This is a genomic window from Viridibacillus arenosi, from assembly GCF_001955655.1.
GTDB classification, from domain to species: Bacteria; Bacillota; Bacilli; order Bacillales_A; family Planococcaceae; genus Viridibacillus; species Viridibacillus arenosi.
Window position 1 is genome coordinate 1 of sequence record NZ_MSPW01000008.1, and the last position, 19,736, is coordinate 19,736.

Annotated in this window: 17 protein-coding genes; 11 read left to right on the plus strand and 6 right to left on the minus strand. The window is 34.0% G+C overall.

The features are described 5' to 3' along the window. The 3 genes from BK137_RS14375 to BK137_RS14385 form a co-directional block, all read left to right on the plus strand. Positions 1-984, plus strand: a 984-nt coding sequence (locus BK137_RS14375) for an anti sigma factor C-terminal domain-containing protein (RefSeq protein ID WP_076066858.1), incomplete at its 5' end; no start/stop codon positions are given. Positions 985-1,268: 284 nt separating this feature from the next. Next, a complete protein-coding gene (locus tag BK137_RS14380) occupies positions 1,269-2,129 on the plus strand; it encodes an alpha/beta fold hydrolase (RefSeq protein ID WP_038185727.1) in 861 nt (286 codons plus the stop codon). A gap of 229 nt (positions 2,130-2,358) precedes the next feature. Beyond that, complete coding sequence (locus BK137_RS14385) at positions 2,359-2,973, plus strand: hypothetical protein (RefSeq protein WP_038185724.1); 615 nt, start codon at positions 2,359-2,361, stop codon at positions 2,971-2,973. 276 nt (positions 2,974-3,249) lie between these two features. Here the strand turns inward: BK137_RS14385 and BK137_RS14390 are convergent, their stop codons facing one another. The 3 genes from BK137_RS14390 to BK137_RS22325 all read right to left on the minus strand — a co-directional run bounded on the left by BK137_RS14390 (position 3,250) and on the right by BK137_RS22325 (position 4,014). After that, positions 3,250-3,516, minus strand: a complete 267-nt coding sequence (locus BK137_RS14390; protein ID WP_179078277.1) for a hypothetical protein — start codon at positions 3,514-3,516, stop codon at positions 3,250-3,252. A gap of 77 nt (positions 3,517-3,593) precedes the next feature. Beyond that, entirely contained in the window at positions 3,594-3,725 is a 132-nt protein-coding gene (locus BK137_RS22825; protein WP_268746466.1) for a hypothetical protein, read from the minus strand. A 34-nt stretch (positions 3,726-3,759) separates the two neighbouring features. Further along, positions 3,760-4,014, minus strand: a complete 255-nt coding sequence (locus BK137_RS22325; protein WP_179078278.1) for a hypothetical protein — start codon at positions 4,012-4,014, stop codon at positions 3,760-3,762. Between the two features lie 293 nt (positions 4,015-4,307). Between BK137_RS22325 and BK137_RS14395 the strand changes: the two genes are divergently transcribed. Together BK137_RS14395 and BK137_RS14400 are read left to right on the plus strand one after the other, a co-directional pair. After that, a complete protein-coding gene (locus tag BK137_RS14395) occupies positions 4,308-5,012 on the plus strand; it encodes an ABC transporter ATP-binding protein (RefSeq protein ID WP_038185721.1) in 705 nt (234 codons plus the stop codon). Further along, positions 4,981-7,422: an ABC transporter permease family protein gene (locus tag BK137_RS14400; protein WP_038185719.1), complete on the plus strand. Its 2,442-nt coding sequence runs from the start codon at positions 4,981-4,983 to the stop codon at positions 7,420-7,422. Before BK137_RS14395 ends, BK137_RS14400 begins: the two co-directional genes overlap by 32 nt. Positions 7,423-7,772: 350 nt before the next feature. Here BK137_RS14400 and BK137_RS14405 read toward each other — a convergent pair whose 3' ends face one another. Continuing rightward, positions 7,773-8,174, minus strand: coding sequence for a hypothetical protein (locus BK137_RS14405; protein ID WP_038185716.1), 402 nt, complete (start codon positions 8,172-8,174; stop codon positions 7,773-7,775). A gap of 908 nt (positions 8,175-9,082) precedes the next feature. On the opposite strand from BK137_RS14405, the gene BK137_RS14410 reads away from it, so the two are divergent. Together BK137_RS14410 and BK137_RS14415 are read left to right on the plus strand one after the other, a co-directional pair. Continuing rightward, a complete protein-coding gene (locus tag BK137_RS14410) occupies positions 9,083-9,706 on the plus strand; it encodes a hypothetical protein (protein ID WP_051448732.1) in 624 nt (207 codons plus the stop codon). 254 nt (positions 9,707-9,960) lie between these two features. Next, complete coding sequence (locus tag BK137_RS14415) at positions 9,961-10,848, plus strand: hypothetical protein (RefSeq protein ID WP_038185714.1); 888 nt, start codon at positions 9,961-9,963, stop codon at positions 10,846-10,848. A 457-nt stretch (positions 10,849-11,305) separates the two neighbouring features. Here the strand turns inward: BK137_RS14415 and BK137_RS14420 are convergent, their stop codons facing one another. Then, positions 11,306-12,766 (minus strand): serine hydrolase domain-containing protein, encoded by a 1,461-nt coding sequence (locus tag BK137_RS14420; protein WP_038185711.1) that lies wholly within the window; start codon positions 12,764-12,766, stop codon positions 11,306-11,308. A 456-nt stretch (positions 12,767-13,222) separates the two neighbouring features. On the opposite strand from BK137_RS14420, the gene BK137_RS14425 reads away from it, so the two are divergent. Together BK137_RS14425 and BK137_RS14430 are read left to right on the plus strand one after the other, a co-directional pair. After that, the gene (locus tag BK137_RS14425; protein ID WP_038185708.1) at positions 13,223-14,200 is read left to right on the plus strand and encodes an ABC transporter substrate-binding protein; all 978 of its coding nucleotides are present in this window, start codon (positions 13,223-13,225) and stop codon (positions 14,198-14,200) included. 114 nt (positions 14,201-14,314) lie between these two features. Continuing rightward, the gene (locus BK137_RS14430; RefSeq protein WP_162148715.1) at positions 14,315-15,922 is read left to right on the plus strand and encodes an AraC family transcriptional regulator; all 1,608 of its coding nucleotides are present in this window, start codon (positions 14,315-14,317) and stop codon (positions 15,920-15,922) included. 832 nt (positions 15,923-16,754) lie between these two features. Here the strand turns inward: BK137_RS14430 and BK137_RS14435 are convergent. Further along, positions 16,755-17,513 (minus strand): NAD-dependent epimerase/dehydratase family protein, encoded by a 759-nt coding sequence (locus tag BK137_RS14435; protein ID WP_002014092.1) that lies wholly within the window; start codon positions 17,511-17,513, stop codon positions 16,755-16,757. A 142-nt stretch (positions 17,514-17,655) separates the two neighbouring features. On the opposite strand from BK137_RS14435, the gene BK137_RS14440 reads away from it, so the two are divergent. Then, positions 17,656-18,543, plus strand: a complete 888-nt coding sequence (locus BK137_RS14440) for a LysR family transcriptional regulator (RefSeq protein ID WP_038185693.1) — start codon at positions 17,656-17,658, stop codon at positions 18,541-18,543. A 185-nt stretch (positions 18,544-18,728) separates the two neighbouring features. Continuing rightward, the gene (locus tag BK137_RS14445) at positions 18,729-19,628 is read left to right on the plus strand and encodes a LysR family transcriptional regulator (RefSeq protein ID WP_038185818.1); all 900 of its coding nucleotides are present in this window, start codon (positions 18,729-18,731) and stop codon (positions 19,626-19,628) included. Positions 19,629-19,736: the final 108 nt, after the last annotated feature.

A 19,736-nucleotide genomic window follows, 5' to 3' on the forward strand; every position in this document is an offset into this window, starting at 1 on the left:
CAGGAATTAAATGATTTTTTTGATGGAAAGTCAACAAGTACTATTTCAAAGGTTGTAAAAAAAGCAAAGAGAATAACGATTCTCCGAAATATAGGTATCTCTTTATTTGTCATAGTTTTCTTGTTAATTACTTTAAGTTTGTCTTGGCTTTTTATAATAAGGGGAAGTCAAGAAAAGGCGATGCGTGATATCGAATTATTTAGCAGAATCACTAATCCCAATATTGAGTTATTAAGAAGCCAGAACGAATCAAATGGTGTATTTGAAGGGATTTTAACGTTTAATCGATATAAAGAGATTGAAGGGATTCCAGTAGATTGGAGTAATGATGTTGTTAGGTATAGTCTGTTTGGTGGGATGAGTCGTTTCACAGGTCATTCATTAATACAGATTGAAGATAAAGAAGATGGACTTGATAGGTATTATGACAGTGAGACAAAGCAAAGAATGATGAGCTTTTATCATCCAGAGGTATTGTACAGCGAAATGCGTAATGACCTAAATACCTTAAATAAATTTACAGATGATACTTTGATCGAATTAGGGGTTTCATTTAACCAAAATTATACACCGGAAGAAGTTCGAGAACTAATTCCAGAGAATATTACACTTAAATGGTACTGGGTAGATACCTATTCACGTGAAGACATTAAATCATTAAACACACACATAACCAAGTATAAACCTGCGTTCCCTGAATTAGCTACTGAAATTTACGGGTTTAGTGAAGACCCTACCGATTCCTCTATGAGTGAGAAGCGTTTTATTGATGATGTACAAACGGGCTTAAATGAAGATGGAAAATACTTTGGGGAATTCAATCGTATATATAACAATTTAAAAGGTGATTCTGCACAACTAGCTCCTAAAAATATTGAGGTAATAGGTGCCGTGGTAACAGGAAAACCGAAAGAATTAGCTGAATTAAATGATATGGATATGATTCGGGGAACTGTACTAGGCGTTACGGTAAAACCATATTGAAAATAGATTGTTATAACCATAGTATGTGAAGAATTGTACTTAAACTAACGGGTGCTTTACTTGAAGATCATTGAGTTGCATATGCAGCTCTTTTTTTCTTTCTTGAACTAACGAAGCAGTTTAGTGGAAGAAGGTTTTCAGTGCAGCCGTATAGACGGCTTTTTTAAGCTATTAATGAGCTAGATTAAGTAAGATAGTATAATCTTCAATTCATACAATATCCATGAATGTGATAACATACAAATAGGACTTGGTAGGAAAATATGGATATAAGAGAGGTCTATATGAGTATATACAAAACACAATATGGAAGAGAAATGTCATTAAAGCTTTATGATGCTCAATTAAAAAAATTGGATTATTCATGTAAGGATGTTTACGTTCATACTAGTTTTGGAAGAACACATATCATTGAAACTGGCAATCTATCTGGTGAACCGTTGTTAGTTTTTCATGGTGGGAATAGTACGACTGCCTATAATTTACTAATGTACAGATTCCTGCTTAAAGATTTTCATATTTATGCGGTTGATATAATTGGTCATCCTGGAAAAAGTGATGAAGTTAATCTCTCTTCTAACAATTATGATTATGGAAAGTGGGCAAGTGACGTTATTTCAGGGCTTGGATTTGATAAAATAGCTTGTTTTGGGGTTTCTTATGGTGGCGGAGTTTTGGCAAAACTGATGTGTATCGCACCGGAAAAAGTAGAAAAATCCGTATTAATTGTGCCATCAGGTATTAATAATGCCTTTCCAATCAGTACTGTAAAAATGATGATACCTCTACTAAAATATAAACTAACAAAGAAAGAAAAATATATAAAAGAAACAGCTTTATTTATGGCTATTAAAGAAGAAATTCTTGATAAAGATACTTTGGATATGGTAAAAGATAGTTTTGATCATGTGAAAACAAAAGTAGGGATGCCATCTAATGTTAGTGAACAATTAATGCAACAGTGTAACGCACCGTCACTTATTATGGCAGGTGAAAAAGATTGTTTATTTCCGGCGAGAAAAGTATTACCAAGAGCAAAAAAAATCATACCAAATGGTACGGTTCATATGCTAAAAGGATGCGGACACATGCATGTGATGCCAGAGCGTGAAAAGAAAATGATCGTTGATTTCTTAAGTGTTTAGTAACTTTAAAGTTCTTAAAATAATAAAGTTATTGAACTAACGGGGTGCTTTACTTGAAAATCATTGAGTTGCATATGCAGCTCTTTTTTCATTATTGAACTAACGGGGCAGGTTAGTTGAATAATGTTGTTTAATTTTTGTTCAATAAACGTGCTAATTAATAAAGTAATTCATTGTGAACATAGGAGTAATATGAAATAATCCTGACAAATTGATTGGAGGAGTAAAAATGCAAGGCTTTAAGCGCTACTGCTCGTTTGTAATTCTTATCTTGTTGTTAACAGGGTGTGCGGGGGTGGAAAAAGATAAAACATCCTCAAATGCGAAAATAACTGTTGAGCCATATAACCTGAGTGAAAAAGAAAGTCTGCTTATTAGCAAATCGGGAGTAGGGCATATTAAATTTTTTAAACTAAATGGCACTTTAGCTGAAGATGATGATTTGGAAATCTCAGTGGAAGTATTTGAAAAAGGTAAGTTTAAAGAAGAATTGCTAAAAACCTGGGATGACCCTGAAAAAAATTATAATGATACCCTCATTTCATTTGGAATAAGTGACTTTAACGATGAAGTTCGTCCTTTAAAATTGATATCTGGCATACCTTCTGGGTATGTTACAACGAATTATTCAAATAAAATGACGTCTTCTTCTTTCAATAATTTAGTTGGCGGAAAAGTTACTTTAAAGAAAAACAAACCTGTTTATTTAGCGGCATGGCTAAGCACTACAAAAAAAGAGCTGCGGTCTGTAGAAAGCGAAAATGGCGAAATACCTGCCAGCATTGCAGAAACTGAGCTCGCATTTTTATACAAAGTTTTATGGACTTATAAGGAAAAGAATTAACATTAGCAGTGTAATCGGAATAAGGAGATACAGGACCTGGTATTATATATTGGGTAATTCAATTAACGGGTGCAATTGTTTAATAAGCGTCTCGGTTCTTATTAAACTAACGGGTGCTTTAGTAAAAGAAGAAAGGGTTCTACATATTAGTCATATCTAATATGTAGAACCATTTAATTTTTCTATTTTTTAAAAAATTAGGTCTTTATAAAATTTATCCCCCTCTTCTTTTTGTTTTACTAAATAACCTATTTCTTTAGTTGAATCTGTTTATACTTATTGAAGTTCAGAACGAATCGGTTCTTCAGGATAGTATAAATCTTTACGTAAGCAGACATTTCTATGGATGAGTGTTTCACCTTTAAAACGAATCCAAATTTCATCATCTGCCATGACTCCATGTGTTTTTCGTAAAATGCCCCAGCGAATATTAGATTGCATATCCAGTGAAGCCAGTAATTCTTTTGCGTTGACCCGAGTAGGAGGGAAGGTACGCCATTTTAGCCAATGTTCTATTTCTTCTAAGCTAATATGCCCTTCCATATTCGGTGAAAATTGTTTGTTAAAATCATCAATAGGCTAAGTCCGTTATCAAAAATCGGTGCCAACTCCCATGTTTTTTATTTTGGGTCATATAAGAATAAAATGTTATTCGTGTGCCGATCTTCATTTAGAATAAGTGCATCGAAAGCATGTTTTGTTACTTGTAATAGAATCAGTAGAGCTGAAATTTGCTTCAAATAAGCGCTCAATTGTAACTTCCTGTTTTGTACCACGAAAATCGAGTTAATAGCAGCCGTCAAATTGTTCACCGTCAGCTAATTGAATGATACATGGGTAATAGACGACAAATTTAGAGGGGGTAAGAGTTGAGCATTCAAGTACGAGTGAAGTCAATACTTCTGCTTGTCCCTCATAACCTCGCGCATTTTGTTTGACCCACTTGTTTCCGATACGCCATTTCGATTGATCGATCGCCCTTACTAGAAGTACTAATAATACGTTCAGCGTCGATAGGAATATGAATTGTTTCCATTTCATCACATCCAATTTAATATGAGTTTATTTTATTATATAGTGCATAAACGTTTACCGCACGGAAAGTTGTTCATAGTGTTGCTTCTAAAATTATTGTCTGTTCTTTAAAGTATCAAGATATGTTTTTGGAATAATAGAGGCTACCAAAAAACTGAATATTCATTTATAATTAACAATATGAAAATATTGTAAAATTATACAATATTTTATTTAAGGGTACCTATTAGAAAAATGTATTAAATACTGATTGGGATTTAATAATTTAAGAAACAAAAAGAAATTGGAGGGGAACTACCATGATAGAAATCAGAGACTTAAGCAAAACATATACCCACCTTTCGGATAAAGTGAAAATACTTAATAACATATCATTAAGTATTGATAAAGGTCAGTGGTATACGATAATTGGTCCTTCCGGCACCGGAAAATCGACATTTTTAAATTGTGTCGCGGGGCTCTTACAACCCGATGAAGGTGAAATTATTTACGAAGGAGTAAATATTTATAGTCTAAAGGATAAAGTGAAAAGTGAGTATAGGAGACTTAATATTGGGTTTATATTTCAAGATTTTAAACTATTACCACATTACTCAGTATTGGATAATGTAGCATTACCGTTAATTTATGATGAGCCAAAAAAATCCCTATACACTAAAGCAAAGAGTCAATTAGAAATGGTAGGAATTAAAGAACAAATGTTTAATAGATTACCCGAAGCCTTATCTGGAGGTGAAAAGCAAAGAATTGCGATAGCACGGGCGCTAATTGCCAATCCTAAAGTGCTCATTTGTGATGAACCAACAGGGAATTTAGATATTAATAATCGTAATATAATTCTAGACTTATTAAGTGAATTTAAAAATTCTGGAAAGACAATCATAATGGTGACGCATGATGAAGAGGTGGCAAATCGAGGAGATATAATCTACAAGTTATCTAATGGGATATTGGAAGAGAGGATGAAAAAAAATGATGCGTTTAGTTTGGAATCGAATAATTAGTAGAAAGTTGGTTTCCTTTACAATCATTTTAGCTCTTTTTGGAATTTTTCTACTGATACCAATAGGTTTTCAAAATACTAATGAAACAAAATTAGCTGTTGATAATTCAATTGCAGAACAAGGTAGAGGCACTTATGATATTTTAGTAAGACCAAATCATTCAAGAACAAAAGTAGAAAAAGAAGTTGGTATGGTAGAAGAAAATTACATAGGGGATAGCCAAGGTGGTATATCCATTCAGGAATGGGAAAAAATCAAACAGAACCCCGCCATTGAAGTTGCAGCACCTGTCGCATCAATCGGATATTTTAGTGGTAAAAAAACATCAGTCGAACTACCACAATTAGATGAATCCACTAGATTTACATGGGAATTCTATACTTCAGATGGACAAAAAGAATATTCACTTAGCGAACCTCAAAGCTTAGTATACTTCAAAGAATCGGAACCTGGGAATACTCAGTATTTAAAGGTTCTTCATAATGAAACTGCGTCTGGCGCTACGCTGGATGTTATGCTTCCACAAACTTATCATTTATTAGCAGCCATAGATATTGAAAGTGAGCAGAATCTAACGAATGTTGACTACTCAGAATTGAAAAATGAGTTTGATTCATTTTCACTTGATGTAATAATTAAAACCTTTGGAAATATTCCTGTTATTAAAGTCATTCAAAGGGAAGATATTAATATTCCAATTAAGATGAAATTAAAAGCAGATACAATCGAGCTTGATATTTCTGACTACCGTAAAAAGCTTTCATTAACAGAAGAAGATTGGCTTATGTCAGCTGAGAGAAATAAAATTAAACAGGTAATTGGAGAATTAAATAAGAAAAAAACCGCCTCTACTTCTGAACATGAAATAGATCTTACTTCTTTTCAAAAACCATTTGATGGAACTGCTGTTAAAATAAATAATCAATTTAAAGTAGATTTGGCTTCTGACTTTGCTTCAGATAGAGGAGAAACTACTGTTTATTATACGGCTGAAAAACTGGATTATAATAGTGAAAATGATATTTTAAACATAAAAATAATTGAAAATGGGCAACCTCCATCCTATAAAAAGATAGTGAAAAAAGGAGAAAGTTTATACAATGGGGTGAAACCTAAATTCCTTATTGAGCAAGTAGGGACATTTTCACCAAAAGTTGATAAAGAAAGTAAACTCTCATCAAGCCCTATGGGAATTTATGCAACTTCTGAAATAAAGACGGAGAAAGGACAAGTACTAAAACCTACTACTGTACCTGGAAGCTTCATTCCTCAACCTGCTGGTGGTTTGATTACGCTTAAATCGGCGGAGATTCTTAAAGGGTCAAAGCCTATAGACGCAATAAGAGTACGAGTCGCAGGTATTTCTAAATATAATAAACAAGCACAGCAAAAAATAGAAAAGATAGCAACTGAACTACTCCAAGATGGTTATGAAGTAGATATTGTTGCGGGCTCTTCTTTTAAAAATGCGACATTAGATGTTGAAGGAATAGGAAAGGTAGTAGCTCCGTGGACTACTTTAGGAGTTGCCCAAGAATTAGAAGAGAATTGGAATGGTTTAATACTATTAACTACAATATTATTTGTTACTTTTGTTCTTGTATGGTTTGTATCCCGTCTTCTATTTGAAAAGAATTCTTTGGAAAAAGAAGATGAATTATTAACTATAATAGGTTGGCCACGTGAAAAAATTATCCGAAGAAATTACCTTGAACAATATTTTTTACTTTTCATAGCATATATGTTAAGTGTTTCATTTATGGCAATAATAAAGTTAGAAGTAAGTGCATATTTCATTTCTTCAGGTATCTTAATTATAGCTTTTCTGCTGATAAATATTATATTTACAATTAAGAAAAACAGAATGAAACGTTTGGAAGCTTATAAACATTCACCATCTCTTTTCTATTATAGGGATATTATTATGCCTACTATGGTAATTCTATTTATTTCTACAATGTTAATAGTAGTTCAAATAGCGAGTTTTGGAAGTACAATAAATAAATCGCAAGAATCTACATTAGGGCAATTTACTGTTGATGGTATTTTTGGATTCCAACTATTAGTTTTAATTTCTGCCTTTATTCTATCTATTTTAGGATTAAGTGAATGCTTAAATACTTTATTTTATACACGAAAATCAGAATTTAACATGTATCATATTATTGGGTGGTCTGAGAGGAGAATACTACTTCATTTATCAAAAGAAACCTTAGTGTGGACGAGCTTCTCTATATGTTTAGGCTTAATCACTAGCTGTATTATCTTATTTAACACTGAGGCTACGATAGGCTGGATTGTAGTAGGGATATTATCCTCTTCAGTAATATTGATTTTTGTAATTTTCATTGTTCTAATTTCTAAAAATTTCATTATTATTCCTAAGGGTGAAAAAAATATTAACGTCTAACATATTGACGATTGCCTAAGTTTTTTGACCTTGAATAAGTATATTATTAGATATTTTTTCTTTACAATTATCGACAACTGAAGCGGAAATTTAAAATTATATTTAGACAGTGCTGTGGGCCCGAGTCCGTTTTTCCATACTCGGGCCTATTAATTTAGCTTTAATTAGTTTTTGATCTCAGTATTTATATTGTTGAATATCTTGTTAGAAATATCCCATAATTTTAAAGATGGCTAAGGAGAATCATCATTTCTTATTCTATTATCTATAACTGTAAATTACCTAAAAAAACAACAATACCCAGTCTATATAATTAATAGAGACTGGGTATTGTGTATTCTTAATTTATATTATCTAGTTAAAATGACGCTAGCAGATGCCGTAGCAGAAGAGCCATTGGTAACTCTTAGATAGTTATTCCATGTATACGTACTGTAAGGTCCTAAATCATATTGTGCTGTTGCTGAAGTACTGTAGTAGTTTGCAGTGAAACTACGTGACGTGATTCCGTCTTCATAATAAGCGTTATAATATGGAGTAGTTCCGCCCCCCCAAGATAGGTTTTTAGTAACGGATTTAGAAGAAACACCTTTAAAATTGTCGCGAAGCGGACTAATGCTTGCATCAACGGGAACAGCAAAAGGTGTAATTCCTTCAGAGCTCTCAGCTGCTTCAGCTGAAGTACTTGTGTAACCAACCCCTAATATAAAGGTACTTGCAAGTGCACTTACTAATAGTTTCTTCATTTTCATAAAATATACCTCCCTAATGTTTTTGGTAATCCAATTATTGCTAAATATAGTTATAATTACCAATTACTATTATATCCAATATATAGAAAATTGTAAACTATTAAACTATTTTGTTTGTGATTAATTAACATATATCTCTAAAATGTAATAAAAAATTACAGAAAAATCTGGAATTATAGCTTTTTCTAACGTTTCTGGAGTTGGGTATCTATTTACAAGAATGGATTATTTATATAAAAATCTGTCTTAAGGAATGGAGAAAACCTTATTTATATACGATTTCATTCCTATTATCATTGCATGTTTTTACGCTTTAGTTCCATCTTGTCCAAAACTTTTTGACTATCTGTATTTGCCATGTTGGTATAAAGAGAAGTTGTTTTAATATCATTATGGCCGAGTTGATCAACAAGAAGAATATTAACTTGATATTTTCAATTGAAGATAATGCGCTTAAACTCATGTATATCAAGGGTTTAGACGCTTTTTGTTTTTTTGTAATGACACTGAACGTGTTATTAACGAAACTACAATCACATTTACAGGGGTTGCTCTTGGCAAAATTAGATATGTAAGTAATTCACGATAAAGATTGTGAAAAAATGTACTTAAACTAACGGGGCAGTTTAGTTGAAGATACGGAATTCGTAATAATGAGAACGTGAACTCAGTTTCTAATAGAAATGCTTAGCTTTAAGTTATATAGAGTTACAAAAGAATTATAAATAAATCGCTTTAAATAATACATAATGCAATTTAATGGTGTTAGTCGTTTAAATACGTCATAATGTTCACCCTCGAATAATTGTTTGATTTCACCGTATCGAAGAAATCGACCTACTTTCTTTGTTTGCAAGTCTACAATTTGTTGTTTATACTTTACTTTAATTGGAAAAGGAGGGATGTAAATGAAATTGAAATTTTTACTTGCCTCAACAATTGTTGTTATTATCATTGCAATTTTCGGGGTTCGTGAATTCGTTGATTTCACACATGTAAGCTACGGCGATAAATCAATAAACGATAACATTACTGAAGTCGTTGGGGAAGCAAGCGAACCCGAATTTTATGACGCAGAATTTGGAGAATGGGCTTCGAAAATGAACGCAATGCTTTCCGAACCGATGGACAACCCAAAATTGAAGGAAGCCAACAACGATGAAGGATTCGAATATTACTTGAAGGCACAAGAAGTCATTAGGAAATTTCCGAAACAATTGATTAAAGAAGGCAATGAAATCGAAAAGGAACATTCGAATTTGTTCCTTCTATCAAGTTACATTTCACATATTCAATTCGTTCGCTCGGCACATATTGGACCTAATGGTGAAGCCAAGGAATCAACAGAACTTGCTGACAAATGGAAACCGACCGATGAAAACATGCGTCAAGCATTCGAATATATGAAGCAAATTGTGAATGATATTGACGTTGCGGTCAACCATAACGAAGAAGGCGAAATATATGGTGTTTCGTATCTATTGAACGGCGAAAAAGTTTCCGAAGTTGAAAAATTTATCAATGGGATGTAATAGCTAAGACGACGAAAACTATTAGTCGTCTTTTTTTAAGGCTGTTTTCGTAAAGATTGTTGCTATTCAACTAACGGGGCAGATTAGTTGAATAGCGTTGTTTAACTTTTGTTCAACAATCGGGCCAGATTATGGAGTGACTTTATTAATTGTTTCGTTAAGATTGTGAAGAAGTGTACTTATGCCAACGTGGCAGTTTAGTTGAATGAAAAATGTTATAATATTATTAAAATTCAAAAAATGGAGTTTGGAAAATGAAGAGTATTAAAAGATTGATTCAAGTCATCTTAGCAAGTACATCAATCCTAATTCTTAGTGGATGTTTCTCTAAAGATGATCTGAATCAACCAATACAAGAATATTTAGAAACAAACTATGGAATACAAGGTGAGTTTTCTGTTATTCAGACAAGTAATAATTGGTTTGAAGGGATTGACCATCAAACTTATATAGAAATGAAAAAGCCATATCGTGCTTATCCGTACCTAATGATTGATAGAGATACTTTGAAGATTTTAGAAAAAGAAAGTCGTGACGATATTTACCTTTCACAATTCAAGGGTGCATATATTGAGCAACATCCAAAGGTAGTTCAAGTAGTTGAACAGATAATAACAAAATATGGTTTAGTGAAATACCCTAATGAATATGCACCAGTAAGAAATGCCCCAGTTTCAATATTTCCCTACGACAATATTGAGATAGGTGTAGCTAATTATCAAGAGCTACTTGACGATTTTAAAACGACACAAAAGATAGATACTGCTAAACTTTTACCTACACTGATACCAAGTGACCCAAGAAATAATATTCCTGATGGTGAGCATGTCAGGTTTGCAACGGAACTAGGAGTGGTGAATTTTTATTTTGAATTTGACATAAACGAAAATAAACACCCTATTCCAAACGCCAAAGAATTAATTGAGGACTTCCAAAAAAGTGAAGTATTAGCAAAGGGAATATACAGTATCTATATGCTCGTAGATGACTCAAAACATTATGTGGGAGGGGAACATAATAGTGTAGTTTTGTTTGAAGTTGACGAAAATCGGGGATATACAATAATTGCCACTCCTAAATATGGTGATTTTTGGGACACTTACTTTTATGGTGATTACGCAGCTAAAAAAAATATAGAATAGAATTTTAGGTTGAATTACTTAATTGGAATTGACTAAAAATACACATGGTGCTACCCCTATTAGTAATATTTTGTAATTAGGATTAGCGCTTGTTTTCATTAAAGGGGAAGATTAATTTAATATAAAACTGAGTATGAAAACTGCGCTTATATTCGTTATGGAGAACTGTATGTAATTAAATGTCGAGTCTATATGGTACCAAGATTTAATATTCGTTATTCAACAATCGGGCGCGATTGTTGTACAAGCATCTCTGTTCTTATTCAACTAACGGGGTGCTTTAGCAAAAGATTATTGAGCTGTTCATACAGCTCATTTTTTCTTGTTCGACTAAACGGGCAGGTTAATGGAAGAAATAGCAAGTGGGTTTAACTAGGAGAAGTGTCGATGACATTAAAGAAGACACCGAGGTGTCTTCTGTTTTTTAAATTAAGAATATTGATAAATTGAAATTTAATTACTTAACATTATACTTATTTTCGGAGCGAGGCATCTTATCGGTGAGTATATACCAAGTAATGCTTGCTGTTAATAATGTTGACGAAATCAAAGCTGTAAGAACACTATATGTTTGCCAAATAAGTATCGTTGACCAATCGAAGGCAAAAAACATTATACACTGGGCAATCGTAGCGATTAGGAAAATAATTGTTACGATTGTTCTCTTTTTTGTCATTGGCTGCTGCTCATTCGTTTTCCTTTTTCTTAATCCTAAGAGAAGTAACAGAACGGCCAATAGGCAAAGAATAATTGTGGTAGACGACAAAATGATGTCCAAAAGCTGTGTGCTGCTTATCTCATATGACTGAGTTAGATTGCCGTTTAATATATTTTTAACTTTTAGTACCAGGTTTATATTGGTATTTGCGCCGTTGCTCAGTAAGCAGATGGCTGTTCGTTCATTTGGCAGTATGGCTACTTCGGTTCTAAAATTCGGATTACCCCCAGTGTGTTCTATAAACGTTTGTTCGGCGTTTACCGACCAACCTGCCGCATAATACATATCGTTGACAGCCGAAACAGACATATCACCCCTATGTGATTTTTCGATAACCCTGTGAAATATTTCGGGTATGTCCTGCACGATACCCATCTGTATGCCCATCCAACGCGCCATATCTTTTGTATTAGAAATGATATAGCCGGCAGGTTTATTCCCAGCATAATCAGGAGCGTTAAATGGAGTTGTTATGAAAAAGGAAGAACGGTAGCCCTGCGCTAACTGTCCAGTGGCTTGAGCATCTTCTTTATAAACATACGTCTGGTGAAGACCTAAGGGTAGAAATACCTGTTCCCTCATAAAGTCTTCATAGCTTTGTCGTGATACAATCTCAATAACCAAACCCAATACGTCATAATTAACGGTTCCATAGTTATATTGTTCACCGGGAGAGAACGCCAATTCAGCATCTACCAGCGTTTCCACAGTCTTTTGCAACATATCAGGCGTATTGCCTTGTGGAATATTTTGAGTATGTCTAATATTTGTTAGGCCGCTGGTATGGTGAAGGAAGTTATTTAGTGTAAGGCTTTGCATATCAACAGGTTTACCTTGATACTTTAACGTAAACCAAGGTAAATATTTTTGGATAGGGTCAGTCATTGATAGCAGCCCTTGCTCTTCCAATAGCAGAATCCCCATACCAGTAAAAGCTTTACTCACCGAGGCCAACTCATAGAGTGTATTTTCACTTGCAGACAACCCCTTTTCAAGATCTGCATACCCAGAAGAAAAGTAGAACACTTCATCATTAGCAAGTATTGAGATTGACATTCCAGGCACACCTGATGTACGAGAGGCATCATCTAGCAACGCTTGTATTGCCACAGATTTCGAATCTGACAACGCATAACTTTGTGTTGCGAATCCTGAGAATAATATAAGTATCGTTAATACAAAAACAATAGTCTTTTTCATAAACTCTCCTTTTTGAAGAATTATAAGAGTATAAAAAACTTATTTTTATAACTATAAACTAAATTCTAATTTATATTTATATTTCTACTTACCTATATAATATCAAGTAATTGTGAAGAGTTACACTTAAACTAACGAGTGCTTTACTTCAATAAGGAGTAGAGCCTTTTTGGTGCTTTACTTGAAGATCATTGAGTTGCATATGTAGCTCTTTTTTTCTTTATTGAACTAACGGGGCAGGTTAGTTTAATAAGAGATAATACTTAGATTTTATAATTAAATATCACTTCACAACTTATATTGAGGAGAATGTATGAAAATATTCTTGATTAGTATTTGTGCAAAATAGATTCAGATATGTGCATTGAGGCGGTTCTGTGTAAGGAATATAATGAAAAGTGATAATGATTATCATTTAGTGGCTACTAATATTAAATAAAGGAGTGAGCATTTAATATGGCGATGCGAAAAATAGGAAACATTCGTTGGTTGATCGTCCTACTGATTATTATAGTAAGTTTAACAGGCTGTAACGGTGAAAAGGAAACATTGACGAATGATGAAGACAATAAGCAAATAAGCACTAAGGAAGAGGGTAATGATACAAGGAAGGTTAAAGATGCTTTTGGCGAAGTAGAAATTCCTGTCAAGCCGAAGAGAGTAGCAGGGATTTATTTAGAGGATTATATGTTGGCGCTAGGAGTGGAACCGATTGTGCAATGGTATCATCCAAGCTGGGGTAAACAAGAGTATTTAGGACTGACAGATGTTCCATTATTCGATATAACAGGAAGTTTGGAAGCTATGCTAGAAAAAAAACCTGACTTAATAATATTGCCCGGGGCAATGGATGAATCTTATCAATTGTATTCTAAAATCGCGCCTACATATCGCGTGCCTGATGAAGTGCTTGGGGATGCAGAAGAAACTCTCAAAATAGTTGCTGATTTATTAGGTATTCCAGAAAAGGCTACTAGTGTACTAACAGATTACAAACAGAAGATTGCCGACACCAAAGTGAAGTTGGAAGAGGTTATTGGCCGCGAGACGGTTGCTGTCGTACGTCTCGATGTCGGGGACAAGCCAGAGTTGCGTTTATTCGGTCTGAATAATGCATATACGGGCATGATTTACAAAGACCTTGGTTTGGAGCCGTTCAAGTGGGTGAAAAACATTAAGGCACATGATGTTATCTCACAAGAAAAAATCCCAGAGTTTACCGCCGATCATATTATCATCTTCCCATCTAATGGTACGTGGGACTCCGAGTCCAATGAGAAGGCGGTTGCCCTGCTTGACGATCCGTTATGGAAAGGTATTCCCGCTGTCAAAAACGGACATGTTTATCAACTGGAACGATCTCATTGGCAATCAGGGGCGATTACAGCGAATTCTATGAAAATGGAAGATTTGCTAAATTTGATAGTGAAGTAATAGCTTTAGTAATAGGGTATCGAGAAACAAATGAGAAAGCTCTTTCGGTTTCATTGAAGAGCTTTCTTTTTAAGATTATAATAAAGATTATCATAATCGAAAGGGCGATGTATGATGTATAGTGGAGTGGTGCCTCCTTGTTATCCGTCAGTCTTTTATATTATGGTTGGTATCAGGTATATCAATTTGAATATGTTGAGCAGTGAAGAATTTAGCGATGCTGAAGAACACATGCTATTTGCAATAACGGACGGCGAGGCAAACATGGATATTGGATATGGTGCTCAAAGAATTGGAAGAGGGAGTCTAGCTATAGTGAAACCAAATCAAGCCGTTCACATCGATCCTTTTAAAAATAGTATTTCTTTTTATGTTATTACATTCAAAGAGATTCTAATTCCAAATTCGAATACTTCTAATCATAAGCGCAAATCTTCAATTTTCCCAGACACTGGTCTGTGGAATTGTGTTCCATTTTCAAAATGCATTGATTTGTTAGCGGATATTGAACGGCATAGTCATGAGAAAGACGAATTGATGCAATTTTACAATCATGTACGATTCGAGGAATTACTTAGTTTAGTGCTTCAGCAAAGTGTAAGTTTTGCCCCCGCACCAGATTTACGGAGTGCTGTTAAAGGCTCGATTGATTATTTAAAAGACAATTTTGCTGAGCAAGTGACAGTGGCTAAGCTTGCAGAAGAAGTGAACATGTTTCCATGGCAATACTCGCAAATATTCAAAGAGCTTACTGGACAAATCCCACTTAGTTTTGTAAATAATCTGAGAATCAATCAAGCGAAGCATTTACTACTAAAAACAGAGGATCGTATACATGAGATAGCCCATCATGTTGGTTTCAACAATGAGTTTTATTTTAATAGGCGCTTTAGTAAGGCGGTAGGTGTAGCTCCGGGACAGTATCGTAAACAAAACAGAAGTACGATTCGTGTTGTTTCTTTATTTATGGAGGATTTACTAGTAACATTAGGCATTACGCCCGTTGTTCAGTGGTTTCACCCAGCATGGGGGCAGCAAGATTATCTTGGACTAATGCATGTTCCGACATTTAATGTTTTGCAAGAAAGCTACGAATCACTTTCTAAATATGAGCCCGATTTAATTATTGCACGTGGAAGTGATTACGAGTACCGTACCAACCAATATGAGCAATGTAAGCAATTTGCAAATACCGATATTATCACACAAGATGGCGCAGACTGGCGTTTAACATTACGAACTCTAGCTGAGCGATTGGGACGGGTCGATCAGGCCGAGAAAGCCATTCAGCAATATGAAGATAAATTAACCAGTGCTAGGAATTTGTTGATCCATTCAAAGAAAAACCAAACGTATGCCTTCATAAGATTTAAGGTCGATTGCATCGTTATCGATCAACAATATACTAAGCCATTTCTTTCAGAGGATTTAGGTATTACTCTTCATCCGATGGCTCAGAAGCTAACTCTTGAGGAGAGTAGAGCAGGCGTATCATGGGAATGGTTAAAATCGCTAGATGCAGATTATATTTTCTTCGTGTTTGATAAATGGCATGAGGAAGAAATAGGGGCAGAAAGACTTCAGATTAATCATCCGTATTGGCAAGAAATCCCTGCTGTTAGAAATTGCTGTGCATTTGAAGTCGACTTTATGACATGGATGAACCATGGACATCTAGCCAGTAGTAAAAAACTAGATGATGTACTGAAAATGTTAATTTAATATTGAAATAATGCCATAGAACACTTGTAGGAAGGTCTATAGCCCCTGCAATTGATATGTTCAGAGAAGGTATTGTGTTGGACAAGATGGTTTCAAAATAATTTTATATACATCATTTTAATAAAAGACGCTATCTCTAAATATGGACTGAACACTATTTGAATAATATAAATAATACCGATGATATATTTGTTGGAACGATGATGACTAGCAATGAATCTAATCCCGAAATACAATGGTCAACTATCAAAGAGACCGTTGGTTTTTAATCTTTTTAATCCTAACTAGTTATATAGAAACTTGTTTTTTTTCAACTACTGAAGTGTTATTTTCAATAGTTCAACATAAAGGATCTCCCGTAAAAGGAAGCTTTAATGGAAGAAAGAAGCGTCCTGATCTGCAATATCGGGCCATTTTATTGAAGATCAAAAGAAATTAAAAGGATGATAATTATGAAAGAGGTTCATTCGGAAAGCCACTTTCAAGAGAGCTGTTCAGACAGCTCTTTTTTTATTGAACTAAAGGGGCAGGATAGGGCTGTCATTCGTGCAGCCTACTCTTATTGATCTAACGGGGGCTTTAGCAGAACAGGGCTTGGTTTTAACCCTTTAGATAAGATTGTCTAAAGGGGTGTTTATTATGTTGAAAAGGAAAAGAACATCTGTGGAACTAGTGGTGACAATAGAGTTGTTCCACAAATGAGACAGATGAATAGTGTGCTTTATCTGGGAAAATCAGAATATTTTTTGATTATAGAAACTGTAGCTATTGAAAATGGAACAAATAAAGGCTAAATAACAATAATATAATCTCTTTTCTAGATATGCCTTTTTCAAGAATCAAAGAACTTAATACCACTTAGTACAAAAGCATCAGAACTTGGGCTATAACCAACTAACTTTCTTGTTCCTTCAATATCAATTCTTTTAAACCTGTTGTTAGATACACCATGTAAAATTGAAAATGGAGGTAAGTTCTTTGCCGTCATCGACTTTAAGAGAAGGTCCATAAAATCTTCTGGGCTTAAGTATGCACTCATATCTCTAGCTGTTAGTGGTTTACCATATGGATTATAATCATCATATGCACCTATACGAATAGCAAGACTTTGTAACCCTTCTTCATAAGCAAAATAAGAAGCAACAGCCTCTGCAAAACACTTACTTACCCCGTACATATTTTTGGGTCTCGTGGGTGAATAAGCATGTGGTTGATAATCCAAAGGATAGCCTTCAATTGTTTGAGCACTTGAAGCAACTATCACTTTGGATACATTATTATCACTAGCAGCTCTAAAAATATTATAGGTTCCCTTTATATGATTTTCTAATAAGGAGCCATAAAAATCAGCATTTGGTGAAGGATTACCTGCCAAGTGTATAACTATATCTATACCTTTCGTAAATTCTTGACAAGCAGCTAAATCAGAAACATCTAAATATATGATTTCATGATTTGTATCTTTAAAAGTTTCTAAAGCAGATAAGTTAATATCTGCTAGCCGTAACTGGTAATTCCCTTGCTTATCTAGGAACCTTGTAACATCTTGGCCAATCTTACCTGCAGCACCTGTAACTAAAATTTTTTGCATTTCACTTCATCCTTCCATGAAAAATACATCCTTTGTCAAGGGTCATATAATAGAGCATGCACTTATTATAAGTTGGTTATGGCATTAAATAAAACGAAGAAATATAATGGAAACATGAATAAAATTCATAAGGAGGACCATAGTGACTTTAACAAAATATGAAATATTTAACAAAGTGGCAGAACTCAATAGTTTTACAAAAGCTGCAGAAGTGTTAGGTTTCACCCAATCTGCTGTAAGTCATGCAATTAGCAGTTTGGAAAAAGAGTTTTCCTTTCCTTTATTTATTCGCAATCACTCTACTTTAACATTGACCAAAAATGCAGAGGAGCTTTTAATTACCGTCCGGAAAATTTTATACTATAACAACATGCTGAAGCAGGAAGTAGCGGCTATCAATGGGTTCCAAAAAGGAATAGTAAGAGTGGGGGTTTTTTCGAGTATTTCTAAAAACTGGATTCCTGGTATTCTTAAAAAAATGGAGGAAAAGTTTCCAAATATTGAAATCGAATTACTGGAAGGAAACTATGCTGAGGTTGAGAATTGGTTACAAAACGGGAGATTAGATTGTGGGTTTATTAATAATGATACTTACTTTGAATCATTTGAAAAATCCTTTGAAATTGTACGATTGAAGAGGGATCGACTTTTGTGTGTTGTATCTAACCAATCCCCATTATGTAAGGAAAACCAAGTATCAATGCAACAAATAGAAAATGTACCTTTTATTATGCCAACATATCAGTGTTATGATGATATTCAAAAAATATTTAGGGAGAATAAAGTTAGCCCCAATATTCGATTCGAAAATATGAATGAATACTCGGTGATCTCCATGGTGGAGAATAATCTAGGAATTAGTATATTGCCAGAAATGATTATACCGAAATCAAAAATTTCTTTTACAGCCATTCCACTTGAAAGTGATAGCTATCGAACTATTGGATTAGCTATAAGAAAACCAACCTCACCCGCGACTAAGAAATTTTCTGAGATTACTAAAAGGTGGGTTTCATTTGAATCAATTTAATTTTGCCAAAATATGAGCTATTTATATTGATATGGTTCTTCTTGAACTAACGGGAACTAAAGGGGCAGGTTAGTTTAAGAAGAAAGACAATTAATCTACCTTTTTTCTTGATTTGGAAAATGGTATTTTATATTAAATCGAGTTTGTGTAATTACTTATTGGTTTTTTAGAAGGGGTGCATGAAAATAGATATTAGGAAAATTCGATATTTCATAATGGTGGCAGAAGAATTGAATTTTAGTCGTGCAGCAGAACGTCTTAGGATGGCACAACCTCCTCTAAGCCAAGAAATTCGTAAATTAGAAGAAGAATTGGGAGTTCAACTTTTTCATCGAACAAAAAGAATGGTTGAACTTACAGATGCTGGGAAGATATTTTTGGAAGGATCTCAACAAACACTGTTTCAATTAGAAAGAGCCATAAAAGAAACACAACTTGCAGCTGAAGGCAAAATAGGGAACTTAATAATCGGTTTTGTCGATTCCACAGAAATCGTTATAGAAGTTCTTAATAAATTTCGAGAACGCTTTCCTAAAATCCATCTTATATTACTTGAAATGACAACGGAGCAGCAACTAAAAGCACTCTATGAGAAACAAATTCATATTGGATTTATTCGTTCTAAACAGAACAACCAGATACTATCTTCTGAAGTTTGTTCTGAAGAATCTTTAAGATTGGTTTTACATCAAGATCACCCTTTCGCCTCATTGTCCGAAATTCCACTCCAATTGTTAATTGATGAACCATTTATTTTGTTTCCGCGTCATATGGGTTCAAATTTTTATGATTTAATTATTAGCTACTTTTGGGATCATGGTGTAAGTTTAAATGTTGTTCAAGAAGCTATTCAAATGCATACTATTGTTAATTTAGTTGCAGCAGGAATGGGAGTTTCTGTCGTTCCATCGTCGGTGGAAAGGTATAAACGTCCTGGAGTTATCTACAAAAAAATCCAAGAGTCTACACCAAAAGTAAATCTATATGTTGGATGGAGGAAAGATGAAAAATCTTCAGTAGTAGATCATTTCTTAACAGTTGTTAGAGAGGTGTATTCTATTTTACAACTTGATCATCAAGAATAAAAGCCCATCCTGATGGGATGGGTAGTAAAATATCACAAAGGAAGAATTCTAATTAACTTAAGCGTTAAAGTAAGACTACAAAGATTTTGTATATATTTATGGTTAAGT